This window comes from Streptomyces sp. PR69 (genome assembly GCF_026420845.1).
Taxonomy (GTDB): domain Bacteria; phylum Actinomycetota; class Actinomycetes; order Streptomycetales; family Streptomycetaceae; genus Streptomyces.
Genome location: NZ_JAOWCB010000010.1, coordinates 165,659 through 187,443, shown reverse-complemented (window position 1 = coordinate 187,443; position 21,785 = coordinate 165,659). Strand labels below are relative to the sequence as shown.

General features: G+C 72.9%; 16 protein-coding genes and 1 pseudogene. 15 read left to right on the top strand and 2 right to left on the bottom strand.

The window, feature by feature from the left end; all coding sequences use genetic code 11:
- Positions 1-239 precede the first annotated feature (239 nt).
- The 8 genes from OF819_RS13075 to OF819_RS13040 all read left to right on the top strand — a co-directional run bounded on the left by OF819_RS13075 (position 240) and on the right by OF819_RS13040 (position 9,083).
- The gene (locus OF819_RS13075; RefSeq protein ID WP_267243642.1) at positions 240-1,352 is read left to right on the top strand and encodes a quinone-dependent dihydroorotate dehydrogenase; all 1,113 of its coding nucleotides are present in this window, start codon (positions 240-242) and stop codon (positions 1,350-1,352) included.
- Positions 1,349-2,203, top strand: coding sequence for an orotidine-5'-phosphate decarboxylase (pyrF, locus tag OF819_RS13070; RefSeq protein WP_267243641.1), 855 nt, complete (start codon positions 1,349-1,351; stop codon positions 2,201-2,203). Before OF819_RS13075 ends, pyrF begins: the two co-directional genes overlap by 4 nt.
- A gap of 503 nt (positions 2,204-2,706) precedes the next feature.
- Positions 2,707-3,030, top strand: coding sequence for an integration host factor (locus tag OF819_RS13065; RefSeq protein WP_267243640.1), 324 nt, complete (start codon positions 2,707-2,709; stop codon positions 3,028-3,030).
- Between the two features lie 38 nt (positions 3,031-3,068).
- Positions 3,069-3,632 (top strand): guanylate kinase, encoded by a 564-nt coding sequence (gmk, locus tag OF819_RS13060; protein WP_267243639.1) that lies wholly within the window; start codon positions 3,069-3,071, stop codon positions 3,630-3,632.
- 48 nt (positions 3,633-3,680) lie between these two features.
- Entirely contained in the window at positions 3,681-3,953 is a 273-nt protein-coding gene (gene rpoZ / locus OF819_RS13055; RefSeq protein ID WP_093658262.1) for a DNA-directed RNA polymerase subunit omega, read from the top strand.
- Positions 3,954-4,051: 98 nt separating this feature from the next.
- On the top strand, positions 4,052-5,305 hold the full coding sequence (gene coaBC / locus OF819_RS13050; RefSeq protein WP_267243638.1) for a bifunctional phosphopantothenoylcysteine decarboxylase/phosphopantothenate--cysteine ligase CoaBC: 1,254 nt from the start codon (positions 4,052-4,054) through the stop codon (positions 5,303-5,305).
- A gap of 240 nt (positions 5,306-5,545) precedes the next feature.
- Positions 5,546-6,754: a methionine adenosyltransferase gene (gene metK, locus OF819_RS13045; protein WP_267243637.1), complete on the top strand. Its 1,209-nt coding sequence runs from the start codon at positions 5,546-5,548 to the stop codon at positions 6,752-6,754.
- A 172-nt stretch (positions 6,755-6,926) separates the two neighbouring features.
- The gene (locus tag OF819_RS13040; RefSeq protein ID WP_267243636.1) at positions 6,927-9,083 is read left to right on the top strand and encodes a primosomal protein N'; all 2,157 of its coding nucleotides are present in this window, start codon (positions 6,927-6,929) and stop codon (positions 9,081-9,083) included.
- Between the two features lie 53 nt (positions 9,084-9,136).
- Here OF819_RS13040 and OF819_RS13035 read toward each other — a convergent pair whose 3' ends face one another.
- Positions 9,137-9,682 carry a hypothetical protein gene (locus tag OF819_RS13035; RefSeq protein ID WP_267243635.1) on the bottom strand — a complete coding sequence of 182 codons (546 nt, stop codon included), beginning with the start codon at positions 9,680-9,682 and terminating at the stop codon, positions 9,137-9,139.
- 418 nt (positions 9,683-10,100) lie between these two features.
- On the opposite strand from OF819_RS13035, the gene fmt reads away from it, so the two are divergent.
- The 6 genes from fmt (at position 10,101) to OF819_RS13005 (ending at position 18,123) form a co-directional block, all read left to right on the top strand.
- Positions 10,101-11,045 carry a methionyl-tRNA formyltransferase gene (fmt, locus tag OF819_RS13030; RefSeq protein WP_267243634.1) on the top strand — a complete coding sequence of 315 codons (945 nt, stop codon included), beginning with the start codon at positions 10,101-10,103 and terminating at the stop codon, positions 11,043-11,045.
- An 87-nt stretch (positions 11,046-11,132) separates the two neighbouring features.
- Positions 11,133-12,566, top strand: a complete 1,434-nt coding sequence (locus OF819_RS13025) for an RsmB/NOP family class I SAM-dependent RNA methyltransferase (RefSeq protein WP_267243633.1) — start codon at positions 11,133-11,135, stop codon at positions 12,564-12,566.
- Between the two features lie 325 nt (positions 12,567-12,891).
- A complete protein-coding gene (gene rpe, locus OF819_RS13020) occupies positions 12,892-13,578 on the top strand; it encodes a ribulose-phosphate 3-epimerase (protein WP_267243632.1) in 687 nt (228 codons plus the stop codon).
- 779 nt (positions 13,579-14,357) lie between these two features.
- A complete protein-coding gene (locus tag OF819_RS13015) occupies positions 14,358-15,401 on the top strand; it encodes a sugar-binding transcriptional regulator (RefSeq protein ID WP_267243631.1) in 1,044 nt (347 codons plus the stop codon).
- 228 nt (positions 15,402-15,629) lie between these two features.
- A complete protein-coding gene (locus OF819_RS13010; protein ID WP_267243630.1) occupies positions 15,630-17,072 on the top strand; it encodes a GuaB1 family IMP dehydrogenase-related protein in 1,443 nt (480 codons plus the stop codon).
- Positions 17,073-17,247: 175 nt separating this feature from the next.
- Positions 17,248-18,123 carry an RNA polymerase sigma factor SigF gene (locus tag OF819_RS13005; RefSeq protein ID WP_416370522.1) on the top strand — a complete coding sequence of 292 codons (876 nt, stop codon included), beginning with the start codon at positions 17,248-17,250 and terminating at the stop codon, positions 18,121-18,123.
- 615 nt (positions 18,124-18,738) lie between these two features.
- Here the strand turns inward: OF819_RS13005 and OF819_RS13000 are convergent.
- Positions 18,739-19,161, bottom strand: coding sequence for an ATP-binding protein (locus OF819_RS13000; protein ID WP_267243628.1), 423 nt, complete (start codon positions 19,159-19,161; stop codon positions 18,739-18,741).
- A 244-nt stretch (positions 19,162-19,405) separates the two neighbouring features.
- Here OF819_RS13000 and OF819_RS12995 point away from each other — a divergent pair.
- Positions 19,406-21,253 (top strand): annotated as a pseudogene (locus OF819_RS12995) (nitrate- and nitrite sensing domain-containing protein); the annotation flags it as partial.
- Positions 21,254-21,785: the final 532 nt, after the last annotated feature.

Sequence of the window (21,785 nt, the reverse complement as noted above, 5' to 3'; positions counted from 1 at the left end):
GGGGGCTCCGCCCCCGGACCCCCGCGCCTCAATCTCCCCCAGACTCCGTCCGGGGGGACCCCCAGGCGAGGCTGGAGTGTGCGGCCTTCCGCGCCGCGCCGCAGGCGCCGGCCCCGAGGCCCCTGGCACGGGGGGGGCTGGGGGCGGAGCCCCCAGTTTCGGGAAGGGGCGGGGCAGGGGAGAGATCCGCCCACCCCCACCCCACCCCGCCCACCACCGCCCTGACGAGGACACGACTCATGTACAGACTCTTCTTCCACCTGGTCTTCCGGCGGATGGACCCCGAGCAGGCCCACCACATGGCCATGCGGTGGATCCGGCTGACCGCCCGCATCCCCGTGCTGCGGACCTTTGTCGCCGCCGTGCTCGCGCCCCGCTGCAAGGAGCTCCGCACCGAGGCGCTCGGACTGCGGATGCACGGACCCTTCGGCCTGGCGGCCGGGTTCGACAAGAACGCCGTCGCGATCGACGGCATGGCGATGCTCGGCTTCGACCATGTCGAGATCGGCACGGTCACTGCGCAGCCGCAGCCCGGCAACCCGAAGAAGCGGCTGTTCCGGCTGGTGCCCGACCGCGCGCTGATCAACCGCATGGGCTTCAACAACGACGGCTCCGCCGCCGTCGCCGACCGTCTCGCCCGCCGCGAGGCCGTCTTCAGGACCGTCGTCGGCGTCAACATCGGCAAGACCAAGGTCGTCCCCGAGGCGGAGGCCGTCGCCGACTACGTCACCTCCACGGAGCGGCTCGCCCGGTACGCCGACTACCTCGTCGTCAACGTCAGCTCGCCCAACACGCCCGGACTGCGCAACCTCCAGTCGACTCAGTCGCTGCGCCCGCTGCTCACCGCCGTACGCGAGGCGGCCGACCGCACGGTCACGTCGCGCCGTGTCCCGCTGCTCGTCAAGATCGCCCCGGATCTCGCGGACGAGGACGTCGACGCCGTCGCCGATCTCGCCGTCGAGCTCGGCCTGGACGGCATCATTGCCACGAACACCACAATCGCCCGCGACGGCCTCGGGCTGACGTCCGGTCCCGCCCTGGTCCAGGAGACCGGCGGGCTCTCCGGCGCGCCCCTCAAGGAGCGCTCCCTGGAGGTGCTGCGCAGGCTCTACGCGCGCGTGGGCGACCGCCTCGTCCTCGTGGGCGTCGGCGGCATCGAGAACGCCGAGGACGCCTGGCAGCGCATTCTCGCCGGCGCCACCCTCGTCCAGGGCTACAGCGCCTTCATCTACGAGGGCCCCGGCTATGCCCGCGCGATCCACAAGGGCCTCGCCGCACGCCTCAAGGCCAGCCCGTACGCCACCCTCGCCGAGGCCGTCGGCGCCGACACCCGGAAGGAAGCCGCCGCATGACCGCCGCGGACACCACTGCACCCTTCGGCGCCCGGCTGCGCCGTGCGATGGACGACCGCGGCCCGCTGTGCGTCGGCATCGACCCGCACGCGTCGCTGCTGAGCGACTGGGGGCTGAGCGACGACATCGCGGGCCTGGAGCGCTTCACCCGTACGGCCGTCGAGGCGCTCGCCGACCGGGTGGCCGTCCTCAAACCGCAGTCCGCGTTCTTCGAGCGCTTCGGCTCGCGCGGGATCGCGGTGCTGGAGAAGGCCGTCGGGGAGGCCAGGGACGCGGGCGCGCTGGTGCTGATGGACGCCAAGCGCGGCGACATCGGCTCCACGATGGCGGCCTATGCCGAGACATACCTGAGGAAGGGCTCGCCGCTCTTCTCGGACGCGCTGACGGTCTCCCCGTATCTCGGCTACGGCTCCCTCAAGCCGGCTGTCGACCTGGCGCGGGAGAGCGGCTCCGGGCTGTTCGTCCTGGCCCTCACCTCCAACCCCGAGGGCGCCGAGGTACAGCGCGCGGTGCGCGAGGACGGCCGCTCCATCGGGGCGACCATGCTCGCCCACCTGGCCGAGGAGAATGCGGGCGACAGCCCGATGGGCTCCTTCGGCGCGGTCGTCGGAGCGACGCTCGGCGATCTGTCGTCCTTCGACCTGGACATCAACGGCCCGCTGCTGGCCCCCGGCATCGGAGCACAGGGGGCGACGGCGGCGGATCTCCCGGCCGTGTTCGGTCCGGCGGTACGCCATGTGGTGCCCAATGTCAGCCGCGGGGTGCTCCGCCATGGCCCGGACGCCGCCGCCCTGCGGACGGCGGCTGCCCGCTTCGCGGCGGAGATCGCCGAGGCGGTCACGCCCCGCTGACCCGCCCGCGGGCCCCGGGACGGCATCCGCCCCGGGGCGCGCCAGCCGGACGAGGGCGGCGGCACACGAGGGCAGCGGCACACGAGGGCGGCGGCGGACGCGCCCCGGTGCGCCCGCCGCGAAACCCCCGCCGGCCGTGCAGCGCACGCCGCACAGGACCCCGGCATGGGACCCGCGCATGTGCGGCGCCGAGCCGCCATGGCAGACCTCCGATGTGCGCCCGGGGAATGCGCCCCGGGCACTTTCCGCGCCTGCCGGGCCCTTCCGCATCGACTCCCTTGAGAAAAACTTGGCCCAAAATCCGCGCTTTATGTCCTAAATGTCCCGGTCATGCGATGCTGACCAGGACTTTTCCTCTGTTCTCGCTGACTGGAGCGGCATCGGCCGCTAGTCTCCGACGAAGAGCGAACGTGCACTGCGTTGCTCGTTGCTCGCCTGGTGTGGGGCGACTAGGTTCCTCACCGGTCCGTATCCGACAGTTCGACATCCGAGGTGACGTAGGCGTGGCTCTTCCGCCCCTTACCCCCGAACAGCGCGCAGCCGCGCTCGAAAAGGCCGCCGCGGCTCGCCGGGCGCGGGCCGAGGTCAAGAATCGACTCAAGCACTCCGGCGCCTCCCTCCACGAGGTCATCCAGCAGGGCCAGAAGGACGACGTCATCGGCAAGATGAAGGTCTCCGCCCTCCTGGAGTCCCTGCCCGGCGTCGGCAAGGTCCGGGCCAAGCAGATCATGGAACGGCTCGGCATCTCCGAGAGCCGCCGGGTGCGCGGCCTCGGCACCAACCAGATCGCCTCCCTGGAGAAGGAGTTCGGCTCCACCGGCTCCTGACGTTCTCCGGCGCTCCCGGGAACCTGGATAATCGCTGCATGGCAGCAGAGGCACGTCCGCGGCTGACCGTGCTCTCCGGCCCCTCCGGGGTCGGCAAGAGCACGGTCGTCGCCCATATGCGCAAGGTTCACCCCGAGGTCTGGCTCTCGGTGTCGGCGACCACCCGGAAGCCGCGCCCCGGCGAGCGTCATGGCGTTCAGTATTTCTTCGTCACCGACGAGGAGTTCGACAAGCTGATCGCCAACGGCGAGTTGCTGGAGTGGGCCGAGTTCGCGGGCAACCGGTACGGCACGCCGCGCCGTGCCGTGCTCGAACGGCTGGAGGCCGGGGAGCCCGTGCTGCTGGAGATCGACCTCCAGGGGGCCCGGCAGGTCAAGGAGTCCATGCCGGACTCCCGGCTGGTCTTTCTCGCCCCGCCGAGCTGGGAGGAGCTGGTCCGCCGGCTCACCGGCCGCGGCACCGAGTCCCCCGAGGTCATCGAGCGCCGGCTGGCGGCCGCCAGGACGGAGCTGGCTGCCGAGTCGGAGTTTGACACCACCCTGGTCAACACCTCCGTCGAGGACGTGGCTCGTGAGCTGCTAGCCTTGATGGCAGTTGTTTGATCGTTTTCGGATCATTTCATTCTGCACGTTCTTTCGGAAGGCTAGAGAGTGTCCTCTTCCATGACCGCGCCCGAGGGCATCATCAACCCGCCGATCGACGAGCTGCTCGAGGCCACCGACTCGAAGTACAGCCTCGTGATCTACGCGGCCAAGCGTGCGCGCCAGATCAACGCGTACTACTCGCAGCTCGGCGAGGGCCTGCTTGAGTACGTGGGCCCGCTGGTGGACACGCACGTCCACGAGAAGCCGCTCTCGATCGCGCTGCGCGAGATCAACGCCGGTCTGCTGACCTCCGAGGCCGTTGAGGGCCCGGCCCAGTAAGGCCCGATTTTTCACCTCACCCAAGGCCTGGCGGTCATCCGCCGGGCCTTGGGTGTGTCATGGGGACAGGACACAGCCGAGTGCGGGGAGAGACAGCGGTGGACGAGGCGACAGTGAATGACGCGGCATCCGGCAAGGCGTCAGCGGGCAGGCCGCGGGTCGTCCTGGGCGTCAGCGGCGGAATCGCCGCCTACAAGGCGTGCGAGCTGCTGCGCCGGCTCACCGAGTCCGGCCATGACGTACGGGTGGTGCCGACCGCCTCCGCGCTGAACTTCGTCGGCGCGGCCACCTGGTCGGCGCTCTCGGGCCACCCCGTCTCCACCGAGGTCTGGGACGACGTCCACGAGGTGCCCCATGTGCGCATCGGCCAGCAGGCCGATCTCGTGGTGGTCGCGCCCGCCACCGCCGACACCCTGGCCAAGGCCGCCCATGGCCTCGCCGACGACCTGCTGACCAACACCCTCCTCACAGCACGCTGTCCCGTCGTCTTCGCGCCCGCCATGCACACGGAGATGTGGGAGCACCCGGCGACCCGGGAGAATGTGGCGACGCTGCGCCGCCGCGGCGCCCTCGTCATCGAGCCCGCCAGCGGCCGGCTCACCGGCGTCGACACCGGCAAGGGCCGGCTGCCGGAGCCCGCCGAAATCTTCGAGGTGTGCCGGCGGGTGCTCGCCCGCGGCGCGGACGCGGCCGTCGCCGACCTGGCCGGCCGCCATGTGGTGGTCAGCGCGGGCGGCACGCGTGAGCCGCTCGACCCCGTCCGCTACCTGGGGAACCGTTCCTCCGGGAAGCAGGGGTACGCCCTGGCCGCCGTCGCCGCGGCCCGCGGCGCGCGCGTGACCCTGATCGAGGCCAACACCGGGCTGCCGGACCCGGCCGGGGTCGACGTGGTCCGCGTCGGCACCGCCCTGCAGCTGCGGGAGGCCGTCCTCAAGGCGGCGGCCGACGCCGACGCGGTGGTGATGGCCGCCGCCGTCGCCGACTTCCGTCCCGCCGAGTACGCCAGCGGCAAGATCAAGAAGAAGGACGGCCAGGAGCCGGCCCCTGTCGCGCTGGTCCGCAACCCCGACATCCTGGCGGAGATCTCCGCCGACCGGGCCCACCCCGGACAGGTGGTCGTCGGCTTCGCCGCCGAGACGGACGACGTGCTCGCCAACGGCCGCGAGAAGCTCCGCCGCAAGGGCTGTGACCTGCTGGTCGTCAACGAAGTGGGGGAGCGCAAGACCTTCGGCTCCGAGCAGAACGAGGCCGTCGTGCTGACGGCCGACGGCGGTGAGACGCCCGTGCCGTACGGGCCCAAGGAGGCCCTGGCGGAGATCGTCTGGGATCTGGTGGCTCCACAGCTCGGATAAGCCGCCGAGTCACCCGTACGGCCGTATGAAATCACACCAAAACCGGCGTATTACCACTGGTCAAGGTCCTATTTGACGTCTGATTTTCCGCCGGGCCACAGGTCAGGACACTTCCATCGGGCGAGACGGGTTGTCCGTCCGCGGACCGCGGCGGATAAACTGGTCGGCGGACGTCCGGGGCGCAGCCCCTGCCGGTCCAGCCATGATCAGCCAGCAGCCGCTGCAACCTCAGGGAGCGATGTGTCCCGCCGTCTCTTCACCTCGGAGTCTGTGACCGAGGGTCACCCCGACAAGATCGCCGACCAGATCAGCGACACCATTCTCGACGCGCTGCTGCGGGAGGACCCGACCTCCCGCGTCGCCGTGGAGACCTTGATCACCACCGGCCTGGTGCATGTCGCGGGCGAGGTCACCACCAAGGCCTACGCCGACATCCCCACGCTCGTCCGCAACAAGATCCTCGAGATTGGCTACGACTCCTCCAAGAAGGGCTTCGACGGCGCGTCCTGCGGCGTCTCGGTCTCCATCGGCGCGCAGTCGCCCGACATCGCCCAGGGCGTGGACACGGCGTACGAGTCCCGTGTCGAGGGCGATGAAGATGAGCTGGACAAGCAGGGCGCCGGCGACCAGGGCCTGATGTTCGGCTACGCGTGCGACGAGACGCCCGAGCTGATGCCGCTGCCGATCTACCTGGCGCACCGGCTCTCCCGCCGGCTGTCCGAGGTCCGCAAAAACGGGACCATCCCCTATCTGCGCCCCGACGGCAAGACCCAGGTCACCGTCGAGTACGACGGCGAGAAGGCCGCCCGTCTGGACACGGTCGTCGTCTCCTCGCAGCACGCCTCCGACATCGACCTGGACTCGCTGCTCGCACCGGACATCCGCGAGTTCGTCGTCGAGCACGTCCTGAAGCAGCTCGTCGAGGACGGCATCAAGCTCGACACCGACGGCTACCGGCTGCTGGTGAATCCGACGGGCCGGTTCGAGATCGGCGGTCCGATGGGCGACGCGGGCCTGACCGGCCGGAAGATCATCATTGATACGTACGGCGGCATGGCGCGGCACGGCGGTGGCGCGTTCTCCGGCAAGGACCCGTCCAAGGTGGACCGTTCCGCGGCGTACGCGATGCGCTGGGTCGCCAAGAACGTCGTCGCGGCCGGGCTCGCGGCCCGCTGCGAGGTCCAGGTGGCGTACGCGATCGGCAAGGCCGAGCCCGTCGGTCTGTTCGTCGAGACCTTCGGCACCGAGACCGTCGACGTGGACAAGATCGAGCAGGCCATCGCCCAGGTCTTCGACCTGCGCCCGGCCGCCATCATCCGCGACCTCGACCTGCTGCGGCCCATCTACGCCCAGACGGCCGCCTATGGCCACTTCGGCCGTGAGCTGCCCGACTTCACCTGGGAGCGCACCGACCGCGTGGACGCCCTGCGCGCCGCCGCGGGTCTGTAAGCAGGTCTGTAAGCCGCTTGTCCGTCACCGGGCCCGGCCCCCGCTCCGCGCGGGGCCGGGCCCGGTGTTTTCCAATGCCCCGGCCGTGCCTCTGCCGTGCCCCTTCCACACCCCTGCCGTGGCCCAGCGCTCTCCCCTGGCGCTGTCAGTCGCCTCTGGTAGGAATGAGGCTGTGAGCAGCGAGAACAAGCGGCCCGGGGAGCCCGCCGCCGACGGCGGGCCGGAGCAGCTTGCGCTGATACGCGAGACCGTGCGCAAAGCCAAGGTCCCGAAGGCCAAGCCGCGGACCTGGCGAGGCGCCGCGCTGGCGAAGGAACTGCCGGTCGCCCGGGTGGTGGTGAACAAGGGCCTGCTCCACCTCGACCAGTATTTCGACTACGCGGTCCCCGAGGAGCTCGACGCCGAGGCACAGCCGGGAGTGCGGGTGCGGGTCCGGTTCGGGGCCGGAGGGCACCGGGTCAGGGAAGGGCGGCGCGAGGGCGGCGGTCTGGTCGACGGATTCCTGATCGAGCGCCGCGCCGAGAGCGACTACGCCGGGGCGCTCGCCGCACTGGCCTATGTGGTCTCGCCCGAGCCGGTCCTCAGCCCGCAGACGCTCGCCCTCGCACGAGCGGTCGCCGACCGGTACGCGGGCAGCCTGGCGGATGTCCTGCAGCTCGCGATCCCGCCGCGAAACGGCCGGGCGGAGTCAAAGCCGTCTCCCGAGCCGCTGCCCGCCCCTGAGCCCCCGGCCGCCGGCTCCTGGGAGCGGTACGGGCGGGGTCCGGCGTTCCTTGAATCCCTGGCCAAAGGGGGCGTCCCGCGCGCCGTGTGGACGGCGCTGCCGGGGCCGCACTGGCCGGACGAGCTGGCCCGCGCCGTGGCCGCGACGCTCGCCTCGGGGCGGGGCGCACTGGTCGTGGCGCCCGACGGCCGGCGCGCGGCACGGATCGACGCCGCGCTCACGGCGCTCCTCGGAGAAGGCCGGCACGCGCTGCTGACCGCGGAGTCCGGCCCGGAGCGGCGCTACCGGCAGTGGCTCGCCGTGCGCCGCGGCTCGGTGCGGGCGGTCGTGGGGACCCGGGCCGCGATGTTCGCCCCCGTACGGGATCTCGGACTGGTCGCCGTCTGGGACGACGGCGACTCCAGCCACAGCGATGAGAACGCGCCGTTTCCGCATGTGCGGGAGGTCCTCGAACTGCGCGCCACACACGAAGGGTGCGGATTCCTGCTCGGCGGCGTCAGCTGCACGGTGGAGGCGGCGCAGCTCGTCGAGAGCGGCTGGGCGCTGCCGCTGGCCGCCGGACGCGACCAGGTGCGGGCGGCCGCACCGCTCGTCCGGACGGTGGGCGACACCGATCTGGCGCGGGACGAGGCGGCGCGGGCCGCCCGGCTGCCGAGCCTCGCCTGGCAGGCGATACGGGACGGGCTGCGGACCGGCCCCGTGCTGGTGCAGGTGCCCCGGCGCGGCTATGTGCCCCGGCTCGCCTGCGAGCGCTGCCGTGCGCCCGCCCGCTGCGGGCACTGCGCCGGTCCCCTTCAGGCCCCGGACGAACAGGCGCTGACCTGTGGCTGGTGCGGACGGCACACGGGGGAGTGGCACTGCCCGGAGTGCGGCGGCACCCGGCTGCGCGCCCGGGTCGTCGGCGCGCGGCGTACCGCGGAGGAGCTCGGCCGGGTGTTCCCGGCCGTCCCGGTGCGCACCTCGGGACGGGACCATGTTCTCGACGTTCTCAACTGCGCGCCCGGACAGCCCGCACTGGTGGTCAGCACCCCCGGCGCGGAACCGGTCGCCGAGGGCGGCTATGCCGCCGCCGTCCTCCTCGACGGATGGGCCATGCTCGGCCGCCCCGACCTCCGCGCGGGGGAGGAGGCGCTGAGACGCTGGCTCGACGCGGCGTCGCTCGTACGGGCGCAGAGCGCGGGCGGAGTCGTCGTTGTCGTGGCAGAGCCGACCCTGCGGCCCGTCCAGGCCCTGGTGCGCTGGGACCCTGTCGGCCATGCCCAGCGTGAGCTGGCGGAGCGTGCGGAGCTCGGCTTTCCTCCGGTGTCCCGGATGGCGGCGGTCACGGGCGGCGCGGAGGCCGTGGCCTCCTTCCTCGCGGATGCGCAGCTGCCGGACGAAGCGGAGGTGCTGGGCCCGGTGGCGCTTCCGGTCATCCCATCCGGCCGCCCGCGCCGTCCGGGCGACCCCCCGCCCGGCGAGCGCTGGCAGCGCGCCCTGATCCGCGTCCCCCCGGGCAGCGGCGCGTCCCTCGCCACCGCGCTCAAGTCCGCCCGGGCCTCCCGCCTGACCCGGGGCTCCGAACCCCCCGTCCGCCTCCGCATCGACCCCCCGGACATCGGCTGACGAGCGACATACGGCTGCCCCCGGCGCGGAGGCCGGGGGCAGCCGGGGAGGGGTCAGCCGTTGCGCGGGCCGGGGAAGGCGCTCGGGCGGGCCTCCTCGCGGAGGGATGGACCAGTGGCCGCCGTCGGCTGCGGCGGCATCGGACGGGCGGCGGGCACCGCGGCCATGCCCGTGCCGCCGCCCACCGACAGCGGCCGCGCCGTCGCGTCCCCGTTGTGTTCGGCGGCGGCCGCGCCCGTCTGCTGCGCGGCGGTGCGGCGGGAGCCGTACCGGCGGTGCACCGCCTGCTTGGTGACCCCGAGCGCCGAGCCCACGGCGTCCCACGAGAAGCCCAGCGAGCGGTCGAAGTCCACCGCCGCGGTCACCAGCGTCTCGACGCTGTCCCGCAGTTCCTGGGCGAGTCGGACGGTCGGGGCCGGCGCCCTGCCGTAGACGACGAAGCCCGTGGACGGGCCGGAGCGGCGCGGGCGGTAGACATTTCCCAGCTGGGCGGTGAGCGTCCGCAGGGCGTCCACCTGCCGGCGGACCCGCTCGATGTCCCGCACCAACAGATGCAGGCTGGCCCGGGCTTGGGCGTCGTGGGTTGCGTGGTCGGCCATTGACAAGCCTCTCGAACCGGCGTTGAAAAGGGGTCGGGCCGCGTCTGGGGCGGCCCGCTTGGGTCAATCTCTCTTGACCAACGCGGGACGTGGGGAAGTGGTCACGGTGCGGGGGCGTGTGCGCATATGCACAGGGCGCGCGCCCACCCGTACGCCCCCTGCCTGGGGCTCCGCCCCCGCACCCCCGCGCCTCAAACGCCGGCGGGGCTGATTTGAGCCCGTCCGGCGTTTGAGGACACGGCCGAAGGCCGTACAGGGGGTCTGGGGGCGGAGCCCCCAGATACGGGAAGTGGGGTCCCCCCACGGTCCCCGGGCGCCAGACCCGCAGCCCTCCCGGAGGCCCGCACATAGACTGGTGCGCTGCTCGTCTTCCCACGCTCCAGCACGGGAGCCCACCCCGAGAGGCAGTCAGCCACCGATGAAGCTCGTCTTCGCCGGCACCCCCGAGGTCGCCGTACCCGCCCTGGACGCCCTGATCGCCTCCGACCGGCATGAGGTGGCCGCCGTCGTCACCCGGCCCGATGCGCCCGCCGGGCGCGGGCGGCGGCTGGTCGCCAGCCCGGTGGCCGAGCGTGCCGAGGAGGCGGGCATCGAGGTGCTCAAGCCGGGCAAGCCGCGCGACGAGGCGTTTCTGGCGCGGCTGCGTGAGATCGCGCCCGACTGCTGCCCGGTCGTCGCGTACGGCGCGCTGCTGCCCCGGGCGGCGCTGGACATCCCCGCCCACGGGTGGGTCAACCTCCACTTCTCGCTGCTGCCCGCGTGGCGCGGCGCCGCACCGGTCCAGCACGCCATCCTCGCCGGGGACGAGATGACCGGAGCGTCCACCTTCCAGATCGAGGAAGGGCTGGACTCCGGCCCGGTCTACGGCGTGATCACCGAGCATGTACGGCCCACCGACACCAGCGGCGATCTGCTCACCCGGCTCGCCTTCGCCGGCGCCGGGCTGCTCGCGGCGACGATGGACGGCATCGAGGACGGCACCCTCAAGGCCGTACCGCAGCCCGCCGAGGGCGTCTCCCACGCGCCGAAGATCACCGTCGAGGACGCCCATGTGGACTTCGCCGCTCCCGCGCTCCGCGTCGACCGTGTCGTACGCGGCTGCACCCCCGCCCCCGGCGCCTGGACGCTGTTCCGCGGGGAGCGCCTCAAGCTGATCCAGACGGCGCTGGTCCCCGACCGTGCGGACCTCGCCCCCGGCCAACTGGACGCGGGCAAGAACAGGGTGTACGCGGGCACCGGCTCACACGCCGTTGAACTGCTCTGGGTGCAGCCGCAGGGAAAGAAGCCGATGAAGGCGGCCGACTGGGCCCGCGGGGTGCGCATCGCCCCCGGTGAGAAGCTCGGCACGGCCGACGTACGCTGATACCCGTACCCACCCATACGTGCGGACCCGTACGCACCCGTACGTGCAGATCCGTACATTCGCACCATCGTCATACGCGGAGCACCTTTGAGCGAGCAGCGCCGTCGCCGCCCCCACAAGCCCTACCGCAGGCCGCAGAAGGATCCCGTGCGGATCCTCGCGTTCGAGGCCCTGAGGGCCGTCGACGAGCGGGACGCGTACGCCAATCTGGTGCTGCCGCCGCTGCTGCGCAAGGCCCGCGAGGCAGGCGGATTCGACACGCGGGACGCGGCGCTGGCCACCGAGCTGGTGTACGGGACGCTGCGCCGTCAGGGCACCTACGACGCCGTGATCTCCGCCTGCGTCGACCGGCCGCTGCGCGAGGTCGACCCGCCGGTGCTGGATGTGCTCGCCCTGGGCGCGCACCAGCTGCTGGGGACGCGCATCCCCACGCACGCGGCGGTGTCGGCGAGCGTGGAGCTGGCGCGCGTGGTGCTGGGCGACGGGCGGGCGAAGTTCGTCAACGCGGTGCTGCGCAAGATCGCTCAGGACGACCTGGACGGCTGGCTGGAGCGGGTCGCCCCGCCCTACGACGAGGACCCCGAGGACCATCTGTCGGTCGTCCACTCCCATCCCCGCTGGGTCGTCTCCGCGCTCTGGGACGCTCTCGGCGGCCCGCGCGAGGGGATCGAGGAGCTGCTGGCGGCGGACAACGAACGGCCTGAGGTGACCTTGGTCGCCCGCCCCGGCCGAGCCGCGCCCGCGGAGCTGCTCGACGCCCTCGGCGACGAGGCCGCCCTGCCGGGCCGCTGGTCCCCGTACGCCGTGCGACTGGCCGAGGGCGGTGAGCCGGGCGCGATCGACGCCGTGCGGGAGGGCCGGGCGGGCGTCCAGGACGAGGGCAGTCAGCTCGTCGCGATCGCCCTCGCCAACGCCCCCCTCGACGGCCCCGACGCCCGCTGGCTCGACGGCTGCGCGGGCCCCGGCGGCAAGGCCGCGCTGCTGGGCGCGCTCGCGGCGGAACGCGGCGCGTCCCTGCTGGCCGCCGAGAAGCAGCCGCACCGGGCGCGGCTGGTGGCGCGGGCGCTGGCCGGCAACCCAGGCCCGTACCAGGTCGTCGCCGCCGACGGCACCCGCCCGCCGTGGCGGCCCGGAGCCTTCGACCGGGTGCTGGTCGACGTCCCCTGCTCGGGGCTGGGCGCCCTGCGCCGACGGCCCGAGGCCCGCTGGCGGCGTCGCCCCGAGGACCTGGAGGGCTTCGCGCCCCTCCAGCGGGCGCTGCTGCGCGAGGCGATCGCCGCCGTGCGCGTGGGCGGGGTGGTCGGATACGCGACCTGCTCGCCGCACCTCGCCGAGACCAGGGCCGTCGTCGACGATGTACTCAAGGGCCGCGGGGGCCCGGCCGTCCACGCCGAGCAGCTGGACGCCAGGCCCCTGATGCCGGGCGTGCCCGCGCTGGGCGACGGCCCGGACGTCCAGCTGTGGCCGCATCTCCACGGCACGGACGCGATGTATCTGGCCCTGCTGCGACGCACCGCCTGAAGGGCCCGTCACCGGCGGCTCAGCTGTTCGCGGGCGCCTCGGGGTCCGGTCCCCGCGACAGCCGGTGCCGCCGCCACACCGTGTGGCCGATGTCCAGGAACGCCGATCGACGCGGGCACGCCCCCCGGATCGCGCGCGACCGCCTCGGCGGCCTGCTTGGTCCTGCTGCCGCAGACGGCTGGGGCCACGCCCCGGCGAATCCGCCGCGGCGGCGGTGCGCCCGCCGCCGCGTCCGCCGGTTCCTCCGCACCGCTCATGAGGCCCCCAACGGCCTCGCCGCCCTCCCGGCGCCGAGCAGCTCCAGGGAACATGGCAGGCTTGGCACATGGCCGTTCAGATCAACCCCAGTATCCTCTCCGCCGACTTCTCCCGCCTGGCGGAGGAGGCGGAGGCCGTCGCGGGCGCCGACTGGCTCCATGTCGATGTCATGGACAACCACTTTGTGCCGAATCTGACGCTCGGCGTGCCCATCGTGGAATCCCTCAGCCGGGCGACGGACACCCCGCTGGACTGCCATCTGATGATCGAGGACCCCGATCGATGGGCCCCCCAGTACGTAGAAGCAGGGGCCGGGTCCGTCACCTTCCACGCCGAGGCGGCGGCTGCACCGGTACGTCTGGCCCGGGAGATCCGGTCCAAGGGCGCACGCGCGTCCATGGCGCTCAAGCCCGCGACGCCCATCGAGCCATACGAGGACCTGCTCCCCGAACTGGACATGCTGCTGGTCATGACCGTGGAACCGGGCTTCGGCGGCCAGGCGTTTCTGGACATCATGCTGCCGAAGATCCGCCGCACCCGGGAGCTGATCTCCAAGCACGGCCTGGAGCTGTGGCTGCAGGTCGACGGCGGCGTCTCCGAGGCGACGATCGAGCGCTGCGCGGAGGCGGGCGCGGATGTCTTCGTGGCGGGCTCGGCGGTGTACGGGGCGGGGGATCCGGCTGCGGCGGTGCGGGGGCTGCGGGAGAAGGCGACCGCCGCGACGGCGTCGGCGGCCTGGGCCTGCGCCCACTGACCCCGGGGGCTCCGCCCCCGGACCCCCGCGCCTCAGTCTCCCCCAGACTCCGTCCGCGGGCCCCACGAGGCTTGATTGTGCGGCCCCTTGCGCCTCAAACGCCGGCGGGGCTGGATTCTGGCCCTCGCCCCTCGGATCGCCGGCGAGGCTGAATGTGCGCGTCCGACGCTGGCGAGGCTGGGTTTCTGACTCTCGCCCCCAAGCACCGGTGGGGCTGAATGCGCGCGTCCAACGCTGGCGGGGCTGGAGCCAAATCAAGCCTGTTGGGTGCACTTCCGTGGGGGGTACCCCTGGGGACGCCTCCGCGGGAGTACCCCCGGGGGCACCTCCGTGGGGGTACTCCCGGACGGAGGTGGGGGAGGTAGCTGGGGGAGTTGGAGGACACGGCCTTCAGGCCGTGCCGGGGGCGGCGGCGCGAAGCTGCCGCCCGCCAGGGGGCGCGGGGCGCCAGCCCCGCAGCCCCTCCCCCCCCGGAGGGGGGTCTGGGGCAGAGCCCCCAGTTACGGGGAAAGACCAGCCCTTCCGAGCCCGCGGGGTTGCGACCGCCCGGCGTATGGGTGTTCGGGGGCGCGACCCCGGGTGCGCCCGGGTTTCCCTACGGCCGGCTGAAGGCGCCGCCCTCCGGGGCGTACCGTCGATGGGGCATAGGGTCGGTGTGACATCCGGCCACCGGCTCGCGCGCCCGCGCGGTCCGGCGGCCGCCGAGCTTGTTCAACCGTTGTTGGCCCACCAGGGCTGATCAAGGACCGCCGGATCTGACAGGATGGCGGGTCCGGAGTGTGTACAGCAGTGAGGAGATCGCCGTGTCTGCCATGTCGGCGGGACGGCCGGCCCTGCGGATGGGACCCGCGGAGCTGGTGCAGGCGGCGGCCATGGCCCGCCGCTTCTACCTCGAGGGCAAGTCCAAGATCCAGATCGCGGAGGAGTTCGGCGTCAGCCGCTTCAAGGTCGCGCGGGTTCTGGAGACGGCGCTCGAACGCGACCTCGTGAGGATCGAGATCCGTGTGCCCGCGGAGCTCGACGCGGAGCGGTCCGACGCGCTCCGCTCCCGCTACGGCCTGCGGCACGCGGTCGTCGTGGAGACCCCCGCGGAGGGCGCGGACGAGTCGCCCGACCCCGAGAACCTGGGCGAAGTGGCCGCGGATCTGCTGGGCGAGCTGGTCACCGAGGGCGATGTGCTGGGCCTGGCCTGGGGCCGGTCCACCATCCACATGGCGGCGGCCCTGGACCGGCTGCCGCCGTGCACGGTCGTCCAGCTGACGGGCGTGTACGACGCGGGGACGGCCGAGCGCGGCTCGGTCGAGGCGGTGCGCCGCGCTGCACAGGTCTCGGGCGGCGAGGCCCACCCGATCTATGCGCCGATGCTGCTGCCCGACCCGGCGACCGCGGCGGCGCTGCGCAACCAGACCGGCATCGCGCGGGCCTTTGAATACTTCGACAAGGTCACCGTCGCCGCGGTGTCCATCGGCTCCTGGGAGCCGGGCATCTCGACGGTGCACGACATGCTCAGCGACGAGGAGCGGGCCCACTACGCCTCGCTCGGCGTCGCCGCCGAGATGTCCGCCCATCTCTTCGACAAGGACGGCCGGCGTGTCGGCCGGGACCTCGGCGAGCGCTGCATCACGGTCGAGGCGGACCGGCTGCGCCGCATCCCCGAGGTGGTGGCCATCGCCGGCGGCCAGCGCAAGGCGGAGGCCATCGGGGCGGTGCTGCGTTCCGGTCTGGTCACCAGCCTGGTCACGGACACCGCGGCGGCCGACCGGCTGCTGACCGCGCCGCCGCCCCCGCGGCCTGCCCTGGACCGTGCCGACCCGGACGACTGACGCCGGACGGCTGACGTCGGAGGACCGGCGCCGGACGGCTGAATCCGTACGGCCGGTCCCGGTACGGCCAGCGGGGAACGCTTTGGAGGATTCGCCGATGGCCCCCAGGCTGAGCTGGAGTTTTCTCCTGCGCTGTGCACCGTCGTCGCCATGGGACAATGAAGTACGTGCGTTTTCCCCGGCTGCACTGTCCGGGGGCCAACTCCGAACGACTGGGATGTTCAGCACGTGCGTTTCCTCAATGACCTGAAGCCGCCGTACGACCTGACGTACGACGATGTGTTCATGGTGCCGAGCCGCTCGGCCGTGGGTTCCCGCCAGGGCGTCGACCTCTCTTCCCCGGACGGCACCGGCACGACCATCCCGCTGGTCGTCGCGAACATGACCGCCATCGCCGGCCGGCGGATGGCCGAGACCGTGGCGCGCCGCGGCGGCCTCGTCGTCATCCCCCAGGACATCCCGATCGACGTCGTCACCGACGTCATCTCCTGGGTCAAGACGCGGCACCACGTGCTCGACACCCCGATCGTGCTCACGCCGCACCAGACCGTCGCCGACGCGCTGTCGCTGCTGCCGAAGCGGGCGCACGGCGCGGGCGTCGTCGTCGACGAGAACCACCGCCCGGTCGGCATCGTCACCGACCACGACCTCACCGGCGTGGACCGCTTCACCCAGCTCTCCGAGATCATGTCCACGGACCTGCTGGAGCTCGACGCGGACATCGACCCGCGCGAGGCCTTCCACGTCCTGGACGCCGCCAACCGGCGCTACGCCCCCGCCGTCGACGCGGACGGCCGTCTGGTCGGCGTGCTCACCCGCCGCGGCGCCCTGCGCGCCACCCTCTACACCCCCGCCGTCGACGCCGCGGGCAAGCTGCGCATCGCCGCCGCCGTGGGCATCAACGGCGATGTGGCGGGCAAGGCCAAGCAGCTGCTCGACGCGGGCGTGGACACGCTTGTCGTGGACACCGCGCACGGCCACCAGGAGAACATGATCTCCGCGCTCAAGGCCGTCCGCGCGCTCGACCCGCGGGTGCCGATCGTCGCCGGCAACGTCGTCGCCGCCCAGGGGGTGCGCGACCTCATCGAGGCGGGCGCCGACATCGTCAAGGTCGGCGTCGGACCTGGCGCCATGTGCACCACCCGCATGATGACCGGCGTGGGCCGCCCGCAGTTCTCCGCGGTGCTGGAGTGCGCCGCCGAGGCGAAGAAGCACGGCAAGCACGTCTGGGCCGACGGCGGTGTGCGCCACCCGCGCGACGTCGCCATGGCGCTGGCCGCCGGCGCCTCCAACGTCATGATCGGCTCCTGGTTCGCCGGCACATACGAGTCCCCCGGAGACCTTCAGCAGTCGGCCGACGGCCGGCTGTACAAGGAGTCGTTCGGCATGGCCTCCTCGCGCGCGGTGCGCAACCGCACCAGCGAGGAGTCCGCTTACGACCGCGCCCGCAAGGCGCTGTTCGAGGAGGGCATCTCCACCTCCCGGATGTTCCTCGACCCGGCACGCCCGGGCGTCGAGGACCTGATCGACTCGATCATCGCGGGCGTCCGCTCCTCCTGCACCTACGCGGGCGCGGGCTCGCTTGAGGAGTTCGCCGAGCGGGCGATCGTCGGCGTCCAGAGCGCTGCGGGCTACGCCGAGGGCAAGCCGCTGCACGCCAGCTGGAGCTGACGCCTCCGCGACACTTCGGCATTCCGGCCCCTCGCTTCTGACGCGAGGGGCCGGAGTCATGTCGCCATCGCGGCCCTGTCCGCATGGGCGTGCAGGGAACATGCATAAACAGGCATGGGCGTGGAAAGGCTGGGTAGGCGCGCCCTGCATTGGCCACAGAGCAGGGGAGGACGAAGTGTCCACGGCGAGCCCGGTCACGACCGAACTCACACAGCCTGGAACACACCGCCCGAACATGGCGGAGCTGGATCTTCCGGTGGTGGAGAACCCGGCCGAAGTCGCTCCCCAGGACGCTCGCGAGATCTCGAAGCTCTTCTTCGAGCGCCTCGACACCATGGTCGAGGGAACGCACGAGCACCAGTATGTGCGCAACACGCTCATCGAGCTGAACCTGGCGCTGGTCAAGTACGCCGCCGCCCGTTTCCGCAACCGCTCCGAGCAGATGGAGGACATCGTCCAGGTCGGCACCATCGGGCTGATCAAGGCGATCGACCGCTTCGAGCTCAGCCGGGAGGTCGAGTTCGCGACCTTCGCGGTCCCGTACATCGTCGGCGAGATCAAGCGCTTCTTCCGCGACACCAGCTGGGCCGTCCATGTGCCGCGCAGACTCCAGGAGTTGCGGATCGATCTGGCGAAGGCCGTGGACGAACTCTCCCAGAACCTGGACCGCACCCCGACCACCGCCGAACTCGCCGAGCACCTCGGCATCGAGGAGGAAGAGGTCATCGAGGGCGTCGTGGCGAGCAACGGCTATACGGCCGGCTCCATCGACATGCCCATGGAGGACGCCTCCGACCACTCGCCCGCACCGCTGGCCGACCGGCTGGGCGGGCCGGACGCCGACCTGGAGACGGCGGAGAACGTCCAGGCGCTCAAGCCGCTGATCCAGGAGCTGGACGACAGGGACCGGCGGATTCTGCGGATGCGGTTCGGGGAGGAGATGACGCAGTCGGAGATCGGGGAGGAGCTGGGGGTCTCCCAGATGCATGTGTCGCGGCTGCTGACGCGGATTACGTCGCGGTTGCGGGAGGGGCTGCTGAGGGCGGAGTGACCCGCCGACGCCGGCGGTGTCCTTTCCGGGGGCTCCGCCCCCGAACCCCCGAGCCTCAATCTCCCCCAGACTCCGTCCGGGGGGACCCCCACGGGGCTTGAATGTGCGGCCTCTTGCGCCTCAATCGCCGGCGGGGCTGAATGTGCGTTTCCGACGCCGGTGAGGCTGAGAATCGGCGCAGCCGGATTGAGCCCCTTGGGGGGAGCTTGGTGACACGGCCTTCAGGCCGTACAGGGGCGGCGGCGCGAAGCTGCCGCCCGCCTGGGGCGGGGGGCGCTAGGTCGTGTCGTCAAAGTCCCGTCTGCCGGGCGGCGTCTGGCGCGCACCCTCCGGCGTTGTCGGTCGTCAGCGCAGCCCGTTGCGCTCTCTCCCCCTGGGCCTGGCGGCCCGGGAGGCGCCCCCACCCTGCGCCTTGCGATCTCCCCCGCGGCCCTTCGGGCGCGGGGGCGCTCCCAGCACCAGACGCGCCCGGCCCGCCCTCCGGGCGGACGACGCCACTTTGACGACACTCCCCAGCCCCGTACCCCTTCCCCCCGAAGGGGGGGTCTGCGGGCGGAGCCCCGCAGGGCGTAGGGGAGGGGAAAACCCCGCCGGAGGCGCCGAGCCGCCGCTGGCTCAGGCGGCCGGCACCGGCTCCGCCGCCCCCGCAGGCGCCGGCCGCATCCAGGTGGCCTGAACTCGCTTTCCGTACGGCAGCGGACGGACCTCCACCTGCCCGGCGAGCCGCAGCACCATATGCCAGCCGAAGCCGCCGCCACCCGCGAGGTCGGGCTCGCGTGGCACCGGGAGCAGTGGACTGGAGTCCTCCATCTCCACGGTCAGCGCGTCCGCTCCGGCCGACAGGTGCAGCCGCCACCAGCCCGCGGTGTGGCGGGCGACGTTGGCGGCGAGTTCCGATACGACCAGCAGGACGGCGTCGGCGTCCGCCCAGGGGCAGTTCCGCAGCACAAACGCCGCGGCGGCCTGGCGGGCGGCCACGCTGTCCTCGTGCGGCGATGCCTCGATCACCACATGTGCTTCAGCTGCTTCTGCGTTCATCACGGCTCGCCTACCCAGTTGCCGCGTTTCTATCGTCGCGCGCACTTTACGCGATCGACGCGCGCACTCTACGCGGCACGGCGGCCGGATGACGAGCCGGGCCGGAGGCCGGGGCGGCCGCGGTTCGCAAGGAGGGGGCGGTTACCTGAAGGAACGTTGCACTACGGCACCCTGTCGCGTAGCTTGACTGCCCCTACCGCAGGGTAACCGCCTTTATTCAGCCATCCCTTGTCCCGGGGGGACCATGCGCCGGCGTCTGAGCCGCCCTACGATCCGCGGACGGATCGTGACGCTCACCGTCATACCGGTCATCGCCCTGCTGGCGCTGTGGAGCTTCGCCATGGTGTCCGTGACCGGGGATCTGCGGGCCCTGATCCGGCTGCAGGGCGTCTACGAGACGTTCGGCACACCCGTCGACACGGCCGTCGGGCAGATCCAGATCGAGCGCCGCGTCTCGGCCGCGTATCTGGGGAAGGGCCGGGACGACACGGCCTCCGTCGCCGCCCTGACCGAGCAGCAGCGCGCCACCGACCGCGCCGTGGCGGCCATGCGGGAGGCCATCCGGGACGAGGAGCGGCGCGCCGACCTGTCGGACCGCCAGCGTCAGTCCCTCGACACGATGGACGAGGCCGTGGACGGCCTTGAAGCGCTGCGGCAGCAGGTGCTGGCCCGCACGATCAGCTGGGACCGGGCCGTCGAGGAGTACACGGCCGTCGTCGAGCCCGCCTTCGACGTCCAGTCGACGCTCACGGCGCTCCAGGCGGGGCAGCTGGCGCGGGAGGCTCAGGTCGTCATCGAACTGGTGCGGGTGCGGGAGTTCGTCTCCCGGGAGGACGCGCTGGTCGCCGGGGCGCGCGCCGCGGGCAGCCTCACCGACCGCCAGTACGACGCCCTCACCGCCACCGTCGAGGACCGGCGGGTCTTCCACCGCACCTACGTCCCCGACCTGCCCCGGGACTCCAGGGAGCTGTTCGAGGAGTTCGAGCGGAGCGCGGAGTACCGGGCGCTCACGGCGGGCGAGGACGCGCTGCTGAGGGCGGGCGCGTCGGGCGCGGGCGAGGCCATGGCGGAGGACTCCTGGCGCACCACGACGGACCGGGCCGTCAAGCGGTACATGCTGCTGTGCACCGAGGCGGCGCTGAACAGCGCGGACCGGGGGCGCGCCTTCGCCTACCGCGAGATGGTCAAGGCCGCGGTCGTCGGCGGGCTCGGGCTGCTGGCGGTCGGTCTGGCCGTGTGGTTCTCCGTCCGCTCGGGACGGCGGATCTCCCGCCGGCTGGAGGAGCTGCGGGACGCGGCGGATCTGCTGGCGACCCGTCAGCTGCCGGATGTGATGCGCAGGCTCAGCGGGGGTGAGGATGTGGACGCCGCGGAGGCGGCCCCGCCGCTGGACTTCGGCCGGGCCCGCGGCGGACGGCCGGGGCTCGACGAGATCGACGAGGTGGGACGCGCACTCAACGCCGCGCGGCGGGCCGCGGTGGAGGCGGCCGTCAAACAGGCGACCCTGCGGCGGGGGATCTTCGCCGTGCTGCTGAACATCGCCCGCCGCAACCAGGCGCTGGTGCACCGCCAGGCCAAGCTCGTCGACACCCTGGAACGCAGGACGGACGACCCCGACACCCTGGAAGACCTCTTCCGCATCGACCATCTGACCACCCGGATGCGGCGGCACGCCGAAGGGCTGATCATCCTCTCCGGCGCGACGCCCGGACGGCGCTGGCGCGGGCCGGTGCCGGTGGTCGACGTCGTGGGCGCGGCGGTCGGCGAAATCGAGGACTACGCGCGCGTGGTGGTGCCGCCGATGCCGGATGTGGGCGTCGCGGCGGAGGCGGTCGCGGACGTGGTGCATCTGATCGCCGAACTCGTCGAGAACGCGACGGTGTTCTCCCCGCCGCACACCCAGGTCACGATGCGGACGGGCCAGGCGCAGGGCGGCTTCGTCCTGGAGATCGACGACCGGGGTCTCGGCCTCGACGAGGAGGAACTCGCCGCGGCGCACCGCACGCTCTCCCGCCCGGGCGACTTCGACCCGGCCCAGGATGAGCGCCTCGGCCTGTACGTGGTGGGCCGCCTCGCGGAACGCCACGGCATCTCGGTGACCCTCACCCGCTCCCCGTACGGCGGCACGACCGCGGTCGTCCTGCTGCCCCGCGCGGTCCTGTCCCCGGCGGCCGACGCCGCCGGGGCCCGCGCGGGCGGCACACCGCCCGCCCACGGCGGCCGGGGGCGCACCGGCCGGGCGGCGGCCGCCGGCGAAGCCCCGGCGCGGACGAGGGCCGCCGGGCCCACCGGGGAGGGCCACGCCGGTGTGCCTCCGGCAAGCGCACCACAGCGACCCCGCCCAGCAGGGCCGGACCCGGCTGCTGCGCCACCGCGCCCCGAGGCGTCCGCGGCGGCTGCGGGCGGGGGCCAGGCGGATATGCACGGCACCGTGCCCACCCCCGTCAGGCCGGGAAGCGACGGGGGCCTGCCCACGCGGGCACGGGCGGAGCAGGGCCGCGCCGCCCGCGCCCGGGCATCGGCCTTCGCCGACAGCCCCGCGGGCCCGGCAGCCGTGTACGGCGCAGCGCCCGGCCCCGCCCCGGAGGGCCACGCGGGCGCGCCCGCACCCGAAGCACCCGCGG

Excerpts from the sequence above, each read along its gene's own strand:
- OF819_RS13075 (WP_267243642.1), top strand. The coding sequence starts at position 240 with ATGTACAGACTCTTCTTCCACCTGGTCTTCCGGCGGATGGACCCCGAG.
- pyrF (WP_267243641.1), top strand. The coding sequence starts at position 1,349 with ATGACCGCCGCGGACACCACTGCACCCTTCGGCGCCCGGCTGCGCCGT.
- gmk (WP_267243639.1), top strand. The coding sequence starts at position 3,069 with ATGGCAGCAGAGGCACGTCCGCGGCTGACCGTGCTCTCCGGCCCCTCC.
- OF819_RS13035 (WP_267243635.1), bottom strand. The coding sequence starts at position 9,682 with ATGGCCGACCACGCAACCCACGACGCCCAAGCCCGGGCCAGCCTGCAT.
- fmt (WP_267243634.1), top strand. The coding sequence starts at position 10,101 with ATGAAGCTCGTCTTCGCCGGCACCCCCGAGGTCGCCGTACCCGCCCTG.
- rpe (WP_267243632.1), top strand. The coding sequence starts at position 12,892 with ATGGCCGTTCAGATCAACCCCAGTATCCTCTCCGCCGACTTCTCCCGC.
- OF819_RS13000 (WP_267243628.1), bottom strand. The coding sequence starts at position 19,161 with ATGAACGCAGAAGCAGCTGAAGCACATGTGGTGATCGAGGCATCGCCG.